We start from the raw sequence: 18,293 nt of genomic DNA on the forward strand, positions 1-18,293 counted from the left end.
GGCCTGTGGGTTTCACGGCAACTGGTAATCCTTGAACTGCGCGCGCAGGTCGCGCTTCTGGATTTTTCCAGTGGCGGTGTGTGGCAATTGCTCGACCAGCTCCATTGCATCCGGCAGCCACCACTTGGGCACCTTGTCGCCGAGAAAGTCGTGCATGGACGCGAGCGTTGGTGGCGTCTCCGGATCCCGCGGCACGATTATCAGAAGCGGCCGCTCGGCCCATTTCTCCGAGGGCACGCCAATCACCGCGGCTTCTGCTACCAGCGGGTGACCAATGGCGGCGTTTTCCAGGTCGATGGAGCTGATCCACTCGCCACCGGTTTTGATCACGTCTTTGGAACGATCACAAATGCGCATGTAGCCGTCTCTACTGAAGCTGGCAACATCACCGGTACGGAAGAATCCTTCGCGATCGAACTTGTCTTCGTCTGCCCCGGCATCTTCGTAATAACCATTGGTGATCCACGGGCCGCGCACCCACACCTCGCCGATGGCTTCACCATTGTGAGGTTGGACTTCGCCGTCGTCGTCCACCAGTTTCATTTCCACACCGAACACCGGCAGGCCCTGGGTGACTTGCACTGCGGAGCGCACTTCGCGGTCGCTGTCTAACAGGTGGGACTTCAGCTTGCAGACGGTGCCTACCGGAGACATTTCGGTCATGCCCCACGCGTGGATAAATTCCACTCCCTGTTGCTCCTCGAAGTACTCGATCATGGAGCGGGGTGCCGCGGAGCCGCCGACGATCATGCGCTTCAGCGATTCCAGAAACAGGCTGTTATCGCGCAGGTGGTTCTGTAGCGCCAGCCAGATGGTGGGTACGCCAGCGGTGACCGTGACTTCTTCCTCGGCGATTAATTTGTACAGGCTTTCACCGTCGAGTTTCGGGCCGGGTAGCACCAGCTTGGCACCGTTTAACAGTGCGCTGTAGGGAATGCCCCAGGCATTGACGTGAAACAGGGGGACCACCGGCAGTACTGCATCGTGCAGGCCGATATTCAACGCATTGGCGCCGGTCACGGCCATGGAGTGCAATACCGTGGAACGATGGCTGTAGAGGACGCCCTTTGGGTTGCCCGTGGTACCGGAGGTGTAACAGAGCGAGGAAGCCGAATTTTCATCCAGCTCCGGCCAGGTGACCTGTTTGCTGTGGCCGGCGATAAACGCTTCGTAGTGGGTTGTGTCGATTTCACTGGATTGGCGATCTTCATCGCCGAGCCAGATCAATTGCCGCAGGCTCGGTGCGCCGCCAGCAATGGGGGTAATCAGATCGGCGAACGCCGGATCGGCAAACAGCAGGACGTCGTCGGCGTGATGGACGATATATTCCATCTGCGCGGGAAACAGACGCGGATTGATGGTGTGGCAGACGGCACCGATACCGGAGATCGCGTAGTAGAGTTCCAGGTGGCGGTGGTCGTTCCAGGCCAGTGTCGCCACGCGATCACCGGGTTTTACACCGGCGGCTGTCAGCGCGTTGGCCAGCTGGCAAACCCGTTCACCAAACTCGCGGTAGCTGTAGCGGAAATTGGGCTTGCCTGCGCAGACAGAGACGATAGTCTGCTCGCCATGAAATTGTGTGGCGTATTCAAAAATACGAGAGACCAGCAACGGCCACTGCATCATTTTGCCAAGCATGAGTGCTCCTAAAGTGAGTTGTGTGGCGATTTAACCGTTGATTCAGGCGTGGCTCAGATCTTTCGGTGCAATATCGTTGGCATGGCAGTACGCCAGGTAGCGATCCATCGCGCTTTTCCAGTTTTCAATGGCACAGACCTGGTCGTTTTCATCCAGGTACAACAGGTCACCGGTGGTGATCTGGAAGGTAATGATTTCATCGCCATAGCCCTCGACCCCGACGGGAGTGTGGGAGCTGCCGGCTGTTTCCAATACCACGTCGCCGGGTTTGGCAACCCAATCGTGCTCCAGGTACTTCCAGGCACCGGCGATGGTGTACAGCTGGACGGTGCCGGAGTGATGGTGCTTGGGTAGTTGCATGCCCACCGGTGCACGCAGCATGGTGACGGTTTCACCCTTTACCGGGTCGACGCGCAACAGTTTTACGTGCACCTCATCGGTGTAAGGGGTGAAGGGGGTCCAGGGCAGATCGTTGGGATCGATACAGGCGGTGTCGATGGTTTCAAAAAACATTTTGCTCATGGGTTTCTCCAAAAATACGTTCGCGGTCCAGGGTTTCGGATAAGTAACATCCTGGACCTGGGGTTAATTAGAAGTGGTAGCGCAAGGTGGCGCCGACAGTGCGCGGTGCGCCGAGGAAAGCCTGGTAGGAGTCGTCCCCACCCAGTGCGCTCATGACGTTGTCCGGCGCGTACTGGGCGACCACCGTTTCGTCGGTGAGGTTTTTGCCCCAGGCGGAGATATCCCAGTTTTCATTTCTCCAGCCGAGTCGCGCATTGGTCAGGGTGTAGGCGTCCTGAGTAAAACGCTTGTCCAAGGACGACGCCGGGATGTGCTCGCCCACATAGGCGAGGTCGATACGGGAGTAAAGGTCACCGCTAGCGAGCGGGTGCTCGTACTGCAGGCCGGCGCTGCTTTTCCATCGCGGGGCAAAGGGCAGGGTCTTACCGCTCAGATCACAGAATCCGTTGGCTTCTGGGGCTACCCCGAATGCGCAGGACCCGCGGGTATAGGTATCGTAGTGTGCGTCCACATAGGAGCTGGCCAGATTCATGCTCAGGCGCTCGCCGAGCATGATCAGTGCATCGAATTCGATCCCCCGATTGATCACCTTCTCGGCGTTGTCCACGCTGAATTGCAGGCCCTGGAAAGCGGCGGACTGGAAGTCGTTGTACACGGTGTGGAACAGCGCGCCGTTCAGCTGCACGCGGCTGTCGAACAGGTGGCTTTTCCAGCCGAGCTCCACGGTGTCGACGGTTTCCTCGCCAAACGGGCGGGTTTCATTGGGGGCGTCGCCAAAGCCCAGGTTGAAACCACCGGCCTTGAAGCCGTGGGCGCCGGTCAGGTAGGTCATAAAGTCGTCGTTCCAGTGGTACTCCGCGGTCAGGTTGTAGGTGACGTGACTCCAGCTATCTTCCGCTTCCCAGAAATTATTGGGGGCCAGTTTGCCCGCCAGACCGAGATTATCCGGGGTGGCAAAGGGGTTATCGGGATTGCCGAGGCCGATCAGAGAAATTCCGCTACCGCTATTACTGGATTCCAGTAGCGCTGCTTTTTTCTCCCGGTTGTAACGGAGTCCCCCGGTCAGGGAGAAGTCATCGCTGATGTTCCAGGTGGCGGAGGCAAAGGCGCCAAACGTGCGGGTGTCCTGCTCATTGTAAAAATCCGCGTATTCCCCGGCCTCTCCGAGGAGGGCAGGCAGAGCGCTAAAGCGTGCGCTTTCGGGAAGACCGAGCAGCGCGCCCTGGGTCGCCGGGTCCAACTGGGCGAAGGCGATGGTTTTGCCGAACTCTTCAATATCTTCGAGCATCAGGAAGTCTGTGTCGGAGCCGTCGCCACGGGTAAAGTGGTTGTCGTAGAAGAAAACCCCGGTCATCCAGTCGATGGCCTCGCCACCGGCAGATGTCAGTCGCAGCTCCTGACTGAAAGAGCGGCCGGCTGTGGTTTCATTGAAACTGGCGATTCTCAGTGGGGACTGATCCGCATCGTCCTGATTGGTGGATATGTCGTAATCGTCGTAGCTGGAGATCGAGGTCAGGGTCAGGTCGCCCATCGCATAGTCGGCAATGGCGGTGAACTCTTTGGAGTCCTGGTGGAAGGCGGTTATTCCATTGCGATCGACTGTACGGTTACCGGCTACGTTATCCTGTAAGGCGGTGGTATTGCTGATGCTGGACTGAAACAGTGACTGGGTAGTGCCGAGCAGTGCCTGCACCGGGGTGCCAAAAGACACGTCGCCAAGGGCGCTGTCGAAATCGCGGTTCACCGCACCGGCAATCAGGCGCACCGACAGATCGTCCGATGGCTCCAGCAACAGCTGGCCGCGCAGCGCGTAGCTCTGCTGGTTGTCGGCGTCGCCACCACTGCCCAGGTTGTCCACCCAGTGGTCGCGCTGGCTGCTGGAGATGGAAAGGCGGCCGCTCACCGTGTCGCTGAGGCCGCCGTTGATATAACCGCGGCCGATCACTTCGCCGTAGGAGCCTGCACTCAGCTCGCCCATGGCGTCGAACTCCTGGCTAGGAGCGAGGGTGCTGATGCTGACGAGGCCGGCCGTTACGTTTTTTCCGTAAAGGGTGCTCTGCGGGCCCTTTACGACTTCGATGCGCTCAATGTCGACCAGGTCACTGAGGCCGGTACCGGAGCGCGAGCGGAAGGCGCCGTCGATAAACAGCCCGGTATCCGGTTCGAAGGTGGGAATGTTGCCCTCGTTGCCGATGCGGCGCATGCGAAAGCTGGAGGCCCAGGGGCCGTTGTTGGTGGTGACGGTTAATGCCGGCGCGAGATAGGACACATCGGACATATCGTTGATACCGGCGTCCTGCATCAGGGAGTTGTCCATGGCGGATACCGAGGCGGAGACATCCTGCAGGCTTTCCGCGCGCTTTTGCGCAGTGACCATGACTTCCTCGATCTGCTGCGCAAGGCTACCTTGCGAGAATCCGACCGCAGCGGTTGTGACAGCGAGGCTCAGGGCGGAACGGGTCCATAGCGTTGAACGGTTTGGTTTTTGCACTTGCGCTTTCCTCATCAGCTGGACTGTTGCTAAACAGTCGCGATTTTTATCAGTCAAAACTGACGGTTTATTGTTATGGAGCACGCAGGCTAGGGCATTCGAACGGCAGTCTCTTCACCCTTTGTTATGATTTTGTATAGGAATGAATGCCGCCCCGTGTTCGTCGGGCACCGAACCTTAATTCGCCCAGATACGGAAACCCTGGAGTCAGGTGGGCGCGCGGCACACATTGCCTCACCCGTTCGGGTGAAGCGGCCTGCGGCCCTGCCTGATTAAATGCCCGGCGATGAATTGCCCGCAGTCGCCCTGAACGGAGTACCCGATGGTCTCAAGTAGTGAGAACAAATTCGGCTCCCCGACAATGATCGCCATGCGTCTGGCGCCACCTCGCCTGGCGAGCGACAGTGTCGAGCGCAAGCGCTTATTGCAAATCGTATGTGGCGAGAGTGTGCCGACCACGCCGTTGTGTCTGGTCACTGCGCCAGCGGGCTACGGCACCACCACATTTCTTGCCCAGTGCCAGCGGCAATTGATATCCCGGGGCATGGTCACCGCCTGGTTGACTCTGGATGAGGAGCACAATGAGCAGGAAGCATTTCTTTTTTACCTTTCTGCGTCCTTTGCGCAGTGGGGGCGGGCGAGCAGTGAGAGCGGAGCTGATCGTCATCTAACGTCGGTTGACTCCTCCGGGGTACGCCGTTGGATCAGCGAGCTGCTTGGTGCGTTAGATTCTTCGCAAAACTATGCATTGTTTCTCGACGACTACCACCAGGTTGAAAACCCTCAGGTGCATGGTGCTATTCAGTATTTACTGAAACAGCGGCCGGATAATCTTTACCTGTTTATTGGCTCGCGCAGCCTGCCGCCGATACCTCTGGCGCGGCTACGTGCCGCTGGTGGATTGATTCAGCTGGATAGCAGCGATCTTGGCTTTGATCAGGAGGAGACTGCAACGCTGCTGCGCGACACCAATCACCTGCAAGTGAGTACTGAAGAGGTGGCTTTGCTGCAAACACGCACGGGAGGCTGGGCTGCGGTTTTGCAGCTTGCGGCACTTTCCATGCGCGGCGCCACCGATCGACATCGCTTCGTCAGTGCTTTCTCCGCTGATCACGCGTCGGTATCTGATTTTCTTGCCGAGGAGGTATTGGCACAGATCCCTGTATCGCTGGCGGAATTTTTGCGCCGTATCGCCATTCTCGATCGATTCTGTGGACCCTTGTGTGCGGCGGTGAGTGGTGACCAGCGACATAGTAGAGAACTGTCCAGTCTGCGTGACTCACGTTTGCTTGTTCAGGCGCTCGATGAAATTGGATACTGGTATCGGCTGCACCCGCTGTTGCGAAATTTTCTATTGCGCCAGCTATCGTCTGCGGAAGGCACACTGCTGATCGAATTACATCGCCGGGCCAGCCACTGGTTCGAGGAAGAGGGGCTGATCGCAGAGGCAATCCAGCATGCCATTAGCGCCGGTGACGAAAATCGCGCGCTGGAATTACTGGACGACCACGGCGTTAGCCTGATTGCACAGGGATATCTGTCTGATTTTCTCGGGTTAATTCGCCGACTGCCGGAAGTCATGCTTCGGCAGAGTCTTGGGGTTTTGATTCAGCTCACCTGGCTGCCGGTTTTAAGTAATCAAGTGCAGCAGGGGCAGAGGATGCTGGATGAGCTGAAGGTGCGAATGGATAGCCTCGATCTCGCCCAGCAGGTGGAGGTGTATTGTATGGAGGCCACCCTCTATACCATTGATGATCAGGTTGAAAAAGCCAGGGAGCTGACGGATACCTGGATGCCACAGGCTCCGCGAGAACCGGTACATCTGCGCCCGACCTTTCGTCTGTTGCAGGGGTTTCTTTACTACCATCGCCGAGAGTTTTCCCGCGCCCAGGTCGTCGCCAAAGAATTGATCGCCGCTCCGACGGTTCCCGACCTGATGTATAACCAGACGTACGCCTGTTGTCTTGATGCCTTGATTTGTCTGGTCGGAGCAAGGCTTAAGCAGGGTGTGTACGGACTGGAGCATCAGCTCCAGCAAACGCTGCGTGATGTTATGCCCGGATCACAGCTCGTCGCACTACTGGAGTCGATGTTGGGCGTACTTCAATACTATCGAGGTGATCTGGCGCAGGCGGAGAAACTCTTTCAGCGCGGGCTCGCAGCTCAGCGTGGTATAGCGACGGTTGACCTTGTGATTGCCGTTGTCCGCGCGCATGCGCAGCTGCTTTATCAGCAGAAACGCTACGACGCACTTTTCGATTACCTGCGCCAAGCCGAGCAGCTGGCAGATGCCCGGGGTTGGAAACGGCTACAGGCGTGCCTGACTCACGAGCGTGTGCGAATACTGGTGACGTCAGGTGAAGTGGCGCAGGCCCGTACGAATTTTGACGATTGGGAGAGAGCACGTAAATTGCTTGGCGAACTGCCCGAGCATACCCGGTTGAGTATCGACTACTGGACCTGCGTGGCTCACACGCGGTTACTGCTGGGGGAGGGCGATCCGGAGGGGGCGGAGCAACGACTGCGACCGGTTCTACGGGAGTTTTTGCAAAGTGAGAATCGCTTTCGAGCGATGGAATTGCAATTGTTACTTGCGCGAATTCGGCTTGCCGCGGATCGCACCATGCTGGCAAAACAGTCACTTTCCGCGGCACTTTCCCTGGATGCAGAATACTGTGCCGTACAGTTGTTTCGCGATGAAGGCCAAGCGGTGATGGATGCTCTGCGTGAAATGCGGAGAGATATTGAGAGCCCCGGAAAGACAGCGCAGCACCAGCTTAGGATTCAGCAAATCGAGGGCATCGTTGGCCTCGAGTCAGATGAAATATTACTGCAAACCGCTGGTGTCAAGTCGGAAGCCACTCAGGTCGTCAATAATGACCTTGCTGGTGATCTCACCCGGAAGGAGCTGGCCACACTGGCGCTGCTTGTTGAAGGGTATTCCAATAAGGAAATATCTGAAAAGCTATGTGTTTCCATTAATACGGTAAAAACACACTTGAAGTCCGCATATGCAAAACTGGATGTTTCGCGGCGCACACAAGCGGTGCGTACTTTGAAGCATCTTGGTATTTTCAAATGACGGCGGATTATTTTTTATCCGGCTTGAAGTTATAATTTGTATTGTTTTATCACGACTGCGAAATCATGTTCTCGGTTTGGGATTGTACCTTGCCTCGTGATAATTCAGGAATGTAGAAAGGTAAGGCGATGAAAAGAATACGCCCCGGCGGTGCCGGGGCTGAAGTTATCCCGGCATTAATGACCGTCTAACGAGTGCCGTTTTTCTCGATCACCGGTGGCCACCAGCTTCCGTCCAGTACTGATGGCGGGTTTGGTTTCGGCCAGTACAGACGGAACATGGGGATGAACTTCGAATCTGGTGCGGGCAGCCAGTTCGACTCTTTTTCCGGGCCCGGGTTCTCTTTCTGCAGGTACATGGTGATGGAACCATCCGAATTCTTCTTCAGTTTGTTGCGTTCGCTGAGGGTGTATCGGTTGAGTGGGTTTTCAATAAAGAAATACCCCTCGTCATACATGGTCAGGGACCAGAAGCCATTGGCCGGTGGCAGATCCTTTTCTGACTTGAAGTTAATGACGTAGTTATACTTTGAGCTATCCAGCGGGTCGCCATCGGCGTCGGTCTGACCCACAGGGTAGACGGCATCCTTGGGCGGATTGGCGGGAATCCCGAACGCCGCGAGCCAGGCGCGGGCCATATAGTCGGTACCGTAGTGGCCGACTTTCAGGTTGATCAACCAGCCGTTGTTGATTTTTCCGGAATCCTTGGTGTACGCGACAATCTGTTGCCAGGCGGTTTTGGGTGCCTGCTTGATGGCATCGGCGACTGCCGGGTCCATTTTACTCAGGTCAAATGGCTTGCCCGGTTCCAGTCCGATTTTTTTCATCTTCGCCACCATCGGTGCATCTTCCGAAATCGGTGGGTTGTTTTTCATCAGTGATGCCATCCAGCCAAAATACTCCTCGGCATTCAACGCGTTGACCTGATTGCGCACCGCGGTTTTCATGTCGATCTTCGGGTCTACCTTGCCCGCGGGCGGGTTGTATTCCTTGCCCCAGTAACTGAGCGGGTACAGTTTGTACTGGTCCTGTAGTGCCCACACTTTCTTGTAATCTTCCGGGGTTCCGGTGGAGTAGGTGCGAGCCATGATCCACACGGTAGCGGTGGGGGACTTCAGTTCTTTCACCCCGTCAGGCAGTTTTCCCCTCCAGCCGGGGCCAGTGATCGCGTAGGCCTGCGCCTTCTGACCCGTGCTCCGGGATCCCGGGCTCATAATCACAGGCACCCAGGCGTCATAAAACTCCCAGACGTAATAGCGATCGCCCATATCCGGCCAGCTGACGATCCAGGGTTCTTTGGAGACATCGACGAAGGCATTGGAATAGAGTGTGTCCGCATTGGGTGCGGTGACGTCGCGGAATTTTGCCGTAGGGTATTCCCGCAAATTGGCAAACTGCCCCATGGGCGCATGTTTCGAGGTGGGCTTGGCAACGTTGGTCATCACCTGCCGGGTCATTTCCACCGACATTAGTGAGTAGCCATAAATATAGGCGTCAATCGCAAGCTGTTTTGCTTCGGCCGGAGTCAGTTTTGACTCGGCAGCCACACTGGCTGTGGAAAAACTCACTGTGAGAGTCATTGCGGCGCTGATTAGGGTGCGCCAGATCATCGATCGACTCATAGGGGGCTCCTTAGTCGCTCATTGAGGGGGCAAGGTTAATCGATAGGGATTCTGGGAAAATGGTGGTGTGGGAAAGCCTCCACTTCTGAAAGTCTAGACGCCGAATACATTGCCGCAATAAAAAAGCCCCGACCGGTTGGACGGGGCTTGAACAACAAAGATTAGATTCGTATTAGACGCAAGATCGCGTCTGGCGAATCCGTCAGATTTTCACGGACACGCGGCGCGAACGGCGCAGAACGCCGAGTGCAATCAACAGTCCAATAAGAATGGTGCCGGTAGTGCCACCTTTTCTCTTTTTCTTTTTTTCCGGTTCTGGCTCCGGGTAGACACAGCTGCCGTTGTCCACCGTAGCGTTTTCATCGTAGTTGTTTGCCGCCATATCGGTACAACCTGGCTCCTCACCGTCAGAGACGACTGTCAGCATAAAGCTAGTGCTGGCTGTATCGGAGGGCACCTGCTCGTCGGCAACGGTTATGGTGACTTCCGTCTCACCGTGCCAGTTGGCGTCCGGGGTGATGGTGACAGTGGAATTGGAGGTGTGGCCGGATACTTCTGCAGTGAAATTCTCGCCGCTCACCGAAATGAGGTTGGGCGCTGCGTCTTTATCCAGGTAAATCACTTCCAGCTCCAGCGCGGTGTTCTCCGCGGTGGTCTGGTCGCCAATTTCCGTGAGTAGCAGATTGCCGGGGACAACGATGATCTGAGCCACTGCTTCCTGAGCCATACCATCGATATCGCTGACAAAAGACAGTTCCAGATCCTGACCTGCTGCGGTTTCCGCCACACGCACCTGGAAGTTCAGGGCGAACTTGGTGGACTCCGGGCCTACATAGTCATAGCAGACCACCAGATCACGTTTCAGCTTGCTGTCCAGGTTGTCGAAGGCAAAACTCTTTCCGACTTCCTGATCGTAGTAATACGGGTAGCCGAAAATATCCTGCGGTCCGTAGTGGCCGTGGATACCGACCGAGCCCGCGCCATTTTCGCCGGCAAAGTCGAGATCGCCATAGGCCATGGTGAATTCGTATTCACCCTCGCCAAAGCGATAGCCTTTGTGCACGATGAGGTTGAAGTTGTAGCGGTCAGACTTTTCACTCATCACCGAGCCGCCAGACCAGGAAACCTCAACATTCTGGGTACGTGCGTTGTGCCACTCGACAATAATATCGTCGATATTGTTGGCGGGATCGTAGGCGTAGCCAACCACCATGCCGGAGGTCAACGCCGGATCAAAATCCAGATGGAGTGGGGTACCGAGTGCATCCACATTGGCACTGAACCAGCCGCCGGCATTGAAAATACCTTTCCAGAGCACGCCGATAAACGGTGCGTAAGGATCGGAATAGTAAGGGAACTCGCGGTGCACAATATGTTGTGACGGATCCCATTTCTGCTCGACGGTTGCGTAACCCTGCGGTGATACCACCAGGTCCTGGTAGGTTCTGAAGGCATCATTATGGAACAGGCTCATGCTTGCATCCGGACCCCAGAAACGACTGAGAGGGATCTTGAATTCCGGGTTGAGCCAGTCGGCGGCGGAGCCTCCGATATCCGGCAGCAGGCCGAACCGCTCGTACAGACCGATATAGCCACCTTCACTGGCGATACTGCCCGCGGTGTAGATCGGCGTGCGACACATCTGGTCGGTTTCGCTGCTGGTGATTTTGTAGTCCCGTTTCCAGTGCTCGGAGTTTTCCTGAATGCCACTGACCTGGATGACATCCCCGAGTACCTGCAGGTGGTCGCGCATCATCGGGTTGTTCACGCTCACAGAGCCATCTACCAGGGTGAGTCCCGCAGGGATCTGGCCCAGCAAATCGATCTGGCGGTCGATACCCGAATTGTTTTCTAACATGTGAACCGTTACATCGATGATATCGCCACCCTTGGCCTGAGTCTGGCTGGTGGTGAGGCTGATATCATTGACACCGCGGGTCAGCTTGACCGGCACAAAGCCGACGCTGCCTGGCGCATTGCCGGTGCCAATATCAAATCCGCCGTAGGCGACGTCACCTTCTGCAAAATCGCTGAGGTTCCAGTTCAGATCGACACCGACTTTTTTACCATCAGTTGTCGCCGGTCCCTCAACCTGCAGGCCATCTGCGGTTGCCGGCACCAGAGCGGTGGCCACTTTGTAGGTATCTTTCAGCTCCACACCTTCGATAACGGTGTGGTCGGTAACGTTGATACGGTGGTTGTCCACCACCACCCAGTAGCTACCCGCATCGGGGTTGGTGATGCTGCAGTAGTTCAGTTCGATCTCGGTCGTGGATGCGCAGAGCAGCTCGTTTTCGAAATCCGCCTCGCCATTGCCGTCGCTATCGCGTCCGATATAGATGGTCATCCAGCCGTGCATCGGCCCGTAAGTATCACTCCAGCCGGGGCTTTGCAGGTTTTCCAGAACCTCGACCACGAAGCGGGCGGTGTTTTCCGGCACCGTCATCAGTGTGACGCGTGCGTGACCGGGCTCGTAGTCATTGTCATTGCGCACCGGGATATGGTCGATATCCTGATTGAGCGTGATCTCCTCCACGGTCGCCTTGACCGGGCCGTAGGCGCGATACTGAACGCTATTCATCGCCGGTAACGGCAGGTCTTTCAGGTGGTAGCTGCCGTTATTCCGGTGTACCTCCACATTGACAGTGCTCGGAAGTCCGCCACGGTCGAAATTGACGGAAACCGGCCAGTGGGAATCCGGGATGGAGTCATCGTCGGCGGTGATACGCACTTCGCTCCACAGCTCCAGTTGTGGCAGGTCATCGACACCGCCGAGCATGGAATTGTGTTCGAACTGCACGTCGGTGAAATCCGCAGTGAATACGATAGTCTGGGTTTCGCCGGCTTGCAGGCTGAACGTTTTCGGGAAGGCCTCGATCTTTGCGCCGTTCACCGGTTTTTCGCCTTCGCCGGTATTCCACACATCGTAGGTCCAGTCACCGTTGGTGACTGTCCACTCGCCGCTGCGCGTGGCGCGCACGGTACGCATCCAGGAGCAGGTGCGGCGGCAGTGGTTGTTCACCAGTTGCGGCAGGTTCAGCTGCTTTACGTCGCCGCCATTATTCGGGTTGGCATACTCGAAGTTCGCGGCGGTTTCGTCCATCACCAGACCCGCATCGATCGCGGCGGCCACATCCACGCGGCCGGAACCCGCACGATAGGTGTGTGCCGGACGCGTGTCATCGCTCCAGGTATTGGGCTTTTCACGCACGGTTTGCGCCGAGGTCATCAGCAGGGCGGACTGGATTTCCGCGGCGGTCCAGTCCGGGTGGGCCTGCTTCATCAGGGTCATGGCGCCGGCCACATGGGGGCTCGCCATGGAGGTACCACTGATCATGGTCCAGTCCTGAGATGCCGCGGAGTCCGGGTGGAAGGGGTGCTCGTCGGCATAGGCCGCGAGAATATCAACCCCCGGGGCACTGATGTGTGGCGCCAGGCTGCCGACAAAGTGCTGCGCCGGTCCCCGTGAGGAGAAGTCCGCGAGCAGATCCCCTTTGTCCGGATCAATCGCGCGGCTGATTTCTGCCGCAGTAATGCTGATGCTGTGGTCGGTACCGCCATCCTGGATCCAGTCCAGTAACTGGGAGCCGCGATAGCTGCCCATATGCAGGCCGGGAATCGGGAAAATATCATCAACCAGTTTGGGGTCGGCCTCGTCACCGGCGTTGTACAGAATAAATCCGCCGGCGCCACCGGACTGCACATTGAATGCCTTTGCAACACGGGCATTTTCGCCGCGTTTACAGATGACGATATGGTGTGGCTCGAAAGTACCCGCAGCGAATTCACTCGCACACAGCTCGTCGCCGTAGTCAGCCGCACTCACGGGTGTGCCGACAATGCCCGAAGCCGAGATACCGGCGATATCGTCCCACTCGTCTTCGTGATTGACATAGAAGCTGGGTGGGGCTGTGGCGCCCCCGCTTAACTCGATGCCGTTGGTTACGGTATCCATCACGCGATCAGAAGTTGTGGCCGCCACCACCGTGTACCAGGGTGCGGTGTGCGAGAGGGTGTAAAAACCGGGACCCGCATTGCCCGCGGACGCTGCGACGGAAATGCCCGCTTCGCGCGCTGACAGAAAGGCGAGGGCCATGGCGTCGTTCCAGGGAAATTTATCGCCGCCGCCGATAGAGAAGTTGATCACGTCGACACCGTCGGCAATGGCCTGGTCGACGGCTTTCAGCATCACCTCCGAAGGACAGCCACGCTCGTCCGGGTAACACACCTGATAAGAAATAATGTTGGCATGGGGCGCTACACCGGCTGCCTGCTCGAATTCGAACCCGGTAGGAATGCCGTCGCCATCACCCAGGGATGCACCGAGTAGTGGCACATTGTGAACGACGTTACCGGCCGCGGTACTGGCAGTGTGACTGCCGTGGCCGTTGTAATCTTCACCACTGGCCGGACGTACACCTTCGTAGGTGTCGGTGATCATTGGCCAGCTCCACACACCGATCAGCTTGTCGTTACAGGTGGCGGCGCCGGTCGCGCAGTCGCCCACGTAATTGCCTTCGCCCCAGGGGTTGATGTGGTCGTAGCCATCATCACCAACATCGGCAAAAGATTCGTGGTCGGTGTTGATACCGGTATCCAGGATACCCACGATCATGCCTTCACCTTTCAGATCCAGGCTGCTTGCGTCGGTATTCCCGCTCCAGATTTTATCCGCACCAATAAATTCCGGGCCGCGATCCGTATGCAGTTGCATAGTGTCGGAGCGCTGCACGAAGGCGACCTGGGGCAGCTCGGCAAGTTTTTTTGCCTGCGCCTGGGTCATCTTCATGGTGAAGCCGTTGATCGCCTCGGTAAATTGCAGGCGCGGCGCGCGCGAGACGCCGAAGGCGCGAGCCTGTTGCACCACCGCTTGATGCTTGTGCATCAGATAGTTCTTATAGCTATCGGCCCGGTTTCGCTGAACCGCCTTGAGGCCGCGGGTGCCGTGTGGTGCTGCCAGGGTGCCACTGGCGACTTCGTTGCGCAGAGCGCTTAACGCTGTGGCTTCAAATCCTTTGACCCGCCCATCGTAGGTAGTCACTGGCAGATCGTGCAGGCGAACAATGTAAACATCTTCGCCACTGCGCTCCGGTTCCTGGGCAAATTTGTCCGCGGCGGAGGCCGGGCGAATTTGCTGATTGAGACCTCCGGGGAGGCGATTCTGAATCGTCTGGCCGCTGGTTTTTTGTTGGGATGCCGCAGTTGATTGCGCAACCTTGGCGATCTGAGGGGCTTTGATCTGATGGAGACCCGGCCCGGGATGGCTGGAGACGGATGCCGCCACGCTGCTGGTGCACAGCGCGGAGGTGATCACCGTCGCAAGGGTTTTTATTTTCAAGTTTCTTCTCCCTCGGAAGGAACAGTTATTGGTATGGACTGCGGCTGAATGCCGCAAGAACGCTTTTCGTATACCAAAGGGCCGTAGGAGAAACTGTGCAAAATTGTGGAAGCGCCGGGGGAACTCGGCGGAAATACTGGCCTGGTAAGTTGTACAAATTTGTACAAATCACCCGAAAGGGTCTTTTACCCGTGAAAGCGCTTCGATAGATTGCGAGAAATACACAGTCAGTGATGTGAACAAGGTTGAAGCGGTTGTCAGCAGTGATGAATTCAAATAGGGCGCGCTCCGAGCGTACCCGTGCGACTTATCTTCGCAAGGTGGTCATTACTCTTTTGCTGGTAAGCGTTGCAGTCGTTGTGCAGCTGTTACCGGTCCCCGCTGCCAGCGAGCCCGTCTATGACTACGCGGAAACCGGAAATTGGCAATTAGCGCTCGCGATCGGGCGCGGAGTACTGCAAAGCCCGCTCAGTGACGCCAATGACTTCGAGGTGCGGGCCATGCCCAGTATCCGTTACTACGGTGAGCGGTTTTACCTTGAAGACACGCAATTGGGGTTCAGTCTCTATGAAACGCCCAGTTTCGCCCTCGATCTTGCCGGGCGCCTGAATACCGACGGCCTTTATTTTCCCAGCAGCGGAAGTGAGCTAACCGGGGGGCTTGCCCTGGCGGGAAAGTTGATGGACGTGAACGAACCGGCCACGACCAAGCTTGAACCGCCCAAACGTCGACTTTCCTATCTCGGTGGAATATCTGCCCAGTGGCACGGGCCTGTGACAATCGGTCTTGGTGCCTATCGGGATGTGACCGATGTACACGGCGGGGACGAGATCCCTTTGACCCTGAGCCGGCAGTTTGCGTTCGGGCGCCTGTTGATGGGCGTCGAGCTGGGCGCGACCTATCAAAGTCGCAAGCTGATTGACTATTACTACGGTGCGGAAATGTCTGGACCGGGGGCTTCCCGGTTCCCTCTTTATCAGCCTGGTGCCGCGCTCAATACACACGCAACGGTGGAGATGAAGTATCCGCTTTCCGCGAGTGTGGACCTGGTCGTTGCGGGACGGGTCGACAGAATGGATGCCGCCATCGCGGCAAGCCCATTTGTAGTAGACGCCAGTCCCCGTGCATTTTTTGCCGGCGTGCAATATAGCTGGAAGTAAAACGCGTATGACAGGTCGCAGCATATTTGCAGGCGTTATATTTGTTCTGGGAACAAAAACGGTTGCCGCTGTGCCTTCCGGAGACGGGCGCAAAGAAATCGAGCGATTCGATATAACGCCGCGAAATTGCATCATCCAGAAAAACGAAATATGCCGCGCGCAGTTTGTTTTTTCATGGACGCTTCCTACTCCCGGGGAGGTTTGTATTCATCGGGCGGACAGACGCGATCCTGTTTACTGTTCATCGTCCTCGGCGACTGGCCGAATCGCACTGGAGCTCACGCTGGATAAAACGACCCGGTTCAATCTTACTGTGGACCGAATACCCGCCACCCTGGCATCGAGTTCAGTGAACGTGCTCGCGGTTGGGCGTCATGTGCGACTGAAGCGACGTCATCTATGGAGCTTTCTATAATGAGTGGGAAACGCATCCTGTTAATAGAAGATGACCATCGATTGGCGCGATCCATTGTGCAATTCCTGGAGCAACAACGATTTGTGGTGCGTCACCTTCCCGACGGAACAGGTGTATCCCAGTTGCTTCGTACCGAAGCCATAGACTTGGTGTTGTGCGACATCATGTTGCCAGGGCGGGATGGCTTCCAGGTAATTGGTGAGATTCGCGCAGAGTTTAATGGCCCCTGTCTTTTTCTGACCGCCTCCAGTGAGGTACCGGTACAGTTGAAGGCTTTTGAGGCCGGTGCCGATGATTTTATCGTCAAGCCTGTTCATCCAAATATCCTGCTGGCGAGAATACAGGCGTGCCTGCGGCGAAAATATCCGTCCAGTCAGAAAAAGTCTGCGATACAGATCGATAATCTGCGCGTTGACCGGGGCGGGCGCAAGGCGTGGGTGAACGACGAAGTCATTCTACTTTCTCCCGGTGAATTCGACTTGCTGTGGCTTCTGGTGAGTAACCCTCAACAACCCCTGAGCCGCGAGTTTCTGTTTATCAATTCTCTCGGGCGCCGGTACGATGGCCTGGATCGAACCATCGATGGCCGCATCAGTCGGCTGCGCAAAAAGATGGAGCGATATTCCTCACTGCTGCTGACGGTCAAAACGGTGTGGGGCAAGGGCTACATGCTGGCAGAAAAATTGTGAGCCGTTTTTATCTGCGCTATCTGCTGATTGTGCTGCTGGGGCTATCCGCTGCGGTATGGCTGGCGGATCAGGTATACCTGGATCAGCAGGAGCGTGCGACGGCGCCGGAACCTGTCGCGCTTTCGCTGCGGCAATTGCTTGACGCGCATTGCACGAAAACGGACTGTGTTCCGGCGGCAGCCGACCCGAGTGGCCGCATCAATATTTTGCCGGTCGCGCAGCTGGCACTGCCGGCTTCCGAGCTCGAGATATTGAATCGCGGTGGACTCCTGCGGGCGGAGAGCGATACCGGCAGCCATCTGCTGTATATGCGGGCGGGGGAGCACGTTGCCCAGTTTGGTCCCTTTGAAGATGGCCTGTTGGAAACGCACCAGTGGTACACCCGCTTCTTTTATTTGGTTCTCGGCCTCTCCATTGTATTCTGCCTGTGGCCTCTGATTCGGGATTTGCAGAAACTCAAGGAGGCGGCCGCGCGGTTTGCCAGGGATAGAAACCCCGAGCACTTCCGTTTTACCCACAGCAGTTTTTTCACCCCGGTATCGGATGCGATGGTGTGGATGAGTCAGCGCCTGGCGCGCTCGGTTGCACTGCAGCAGGAACTTTCCGCCACTCTGTCCCATGAGCTGCGCACACCGATTACCCGTCTCAAGTTTTCGGTGGCCTCCCTGCCCAAGGAGTGTGGTGCGAACCTGAAGCAGGAAATTCAGGAGGATCTGGATGAACTCGATACGCTGGTCGATGAGTACCTGACGTTTGCCCGTCAGGAACATGAACGGCCGCTGCTGGATTTTGCTCCGGTCAACCTGCTGGACCTGATTTGCCCGCGCTTCCAGCAGGTGGCGCATATCAGCGGTCGCGTGGCGGAGCTTGAGGTCGCCAGTCTTGTGGTGGCGGTAGCGGATCGTCGTTCACTGGTTCGCGTTTTCAACAATCTGATCGACAACGGCATCAAGTACTCGGCCAGCGAGGTTCAGGTGCATCTGTATCTCGAAGGCGAGGACGCGGTCTTCGTTATAGAAGACGACGGACCCGGTCTCGCTGGCGTTGGATTTGAAGATATTTTCCTGCCCTACGTTCGCGAAGCGGGGGTTCAGGAGGTATCCGGCTACGGGCTCGGGCTTGCGATCGTGCGCAAAGTGGTCGACTGGCATAACGGATCGATTTCCGCTGGTGCATCCCCGGCGCTTGGTGGGGCAAGATTTGAGTTGCGCCTGCCTGCCGCTCCCGAGCGGGAAACCGATTGCGAGCCGGTACTGGCCTGACCTCACTGTTTACCTGCCGCAAGTTACACCCATTTCACTGGTACACCCGTTCGGCATCCGGCCCCTTGCGGGGGC

The 18,293-nt window shown here is 57.0% G+C and carries 10 protein-coding genes; 5 read left to right on the plus strand and 5 right to left on the minus strand.

Annotation, left to right across the window (positions count from 1 at the left end; all coding sequences use genetic code 11):
- Positions 1–12: 12 nt before the first annotated feature.
- From ACXAG1_RS07570 to ACXAG1_RS07580, 3 genes are all read right to left on the minus strand, one after another.
- Entirely contained in the window at positions 13–1,638 is a 1,626-nt protein-coding gene (locus tag ACXAG1_RS07570) for a long-chain fatty acid--CoA ligase (protein ID WP_475119407.1), read from the minus strand.
- A 42-nt stretch (positions 1,639–1,680) separates the two neighbouring features.
- Positions 1,681–2,160 (minus strand): 2,4'-dihydroxyacetophenone dioxygenase family protein, encoded by a 480-nt coding sequence (locus ACXAG1_RS07575; RefSeq protein ID WP_231759670.1) that lies wholly within the window; start codon positions 2,158–2,160, stop codon positions 1,681–1,683.
- A gap of 67 nt (positions 2,161–2,227) precedes the next feature.
- Positions 2,228–4,651, minus strand: coding sequence for a TonB-dependent receptor (locus ACXAG1_RS07580; RefSeq protein WP_475119408.1), 2,424 nt, complete (start codon positions 4,649–4,651; stop codon positions 2,228–2,230).
- A gap of 322 nt (positions 4,652–4,973) precedes the next feature.
- Here ACXAG1_RS07580 and ACXAG1_RS07585 point away from each other — a divergent pair, with 322 nt between their 5' ends.
- The gene (locus ACXAG1_RS07585) at positions 4,974–7,733 is read left to right on the plus strand and encodes a winged helix-turn-helix domain-containing protein (protein ID WP_475119409.1); all 2,760 of its coding nucleotides are present in this window, start codon (positions 4,974–4,976) and stop codon (positions 7,731–7,733) included.
- Between the two features lie 187 nt (positions 7,734–7,920).
- Here the strand turns inward: ACXAG1_RS07585 and ACXAG1_RS07590 are convergent, their stop codons facing one another.
- Both ACXAG1_RS07590 and ACXAG1_RS07595 read right to left on the minus strand, forming a co-directional pair.
- On the minus strand, positions 7,921–9,354 hold the full coding sequence (locus tag ACXAG1_RS07590; protein ID WP_475093783.1) for a DUF1254 domain-containing protein: 1,434 nt from the start codon (positions 9,352–9,354) through the stop codon (positions 7,921–7,923).
- Positions 9,355–9,556: 202 nt separating this feature from the next.
- A complete protein-coding gene (locus ACXAG1_RS07595; protein WP_475119410.1) occupies positions 9,557–14,692 on the minus strand; it encodes a S8 family serine peptidase in 5,136 nt (1,711 codons plus the stop codon).
- 266 nt (positions 14,693–14,958) lie between these two features.
- Between ACXAG1_RS07595 and ACXAG1_RS07600 the strand changes: the two genes are divergently transcribed.
- The 4 genes from ACXAG1_RS07600 to ACXAG1_RS07615 are packed head-to-tail and all read left to right on the plus strand — an operon-like array spanning position 14,959 to position 18,218.
- Entirely contained in the window at positions 14,959–15,852 is an 894-nt protein-coding gene (locus ACXAG1_RS07600; RefSeq protein ID WP_475093781.1) for a MipA/OmpV family protein, read from the plus strand.
- Positions 15,853–15,859: 7 nt separating this feature from the next.
- Positions 15,860–16,267: a DUF3019 domain-containing protein gene (locus ACXAG1_RS07605; protein WP_475093780.1), complete on the plus strand. Its 408-nt coding sequence runs from the start codon at positions 15,860–15,862 to the stop codon at positions 16,265–16,267.
- Positions 16,267–16,956, plus strand: a complete 690-nt coding sequence (locus ACXAG1_RS07610) for a response regulator transcription factor (protein WP_475093779.1) — start codon at positions 16,267–16,269, stop codon at positions 16,954–16,956. The genes ACXAG1_RS07605 and ACXAG1_RS07610 overlap by 1 nt, the downstream gene beginning before the upstream one ends.
- Complete coding sequence (locus ACXAG1_RS07615; protein ID WP_475119411.1) at positions 16,953–18,218, plus strand: sensor histidine kinase; 1,266 nt, start codon at positions 16,953–16,955, stop codon at positions 18,216–18,218. The genes ACXAG1_RS07610 and ACXAG1_RS07615 overlap by 4 nt, the downstream gene beginning before the upstream one ends.
- Positions 18,219–18,293 lie beyond the last annotated feature (75 nt).

Source organism: Microbulbifer sp. ABE4_465, from assembly GCF_056160765.1.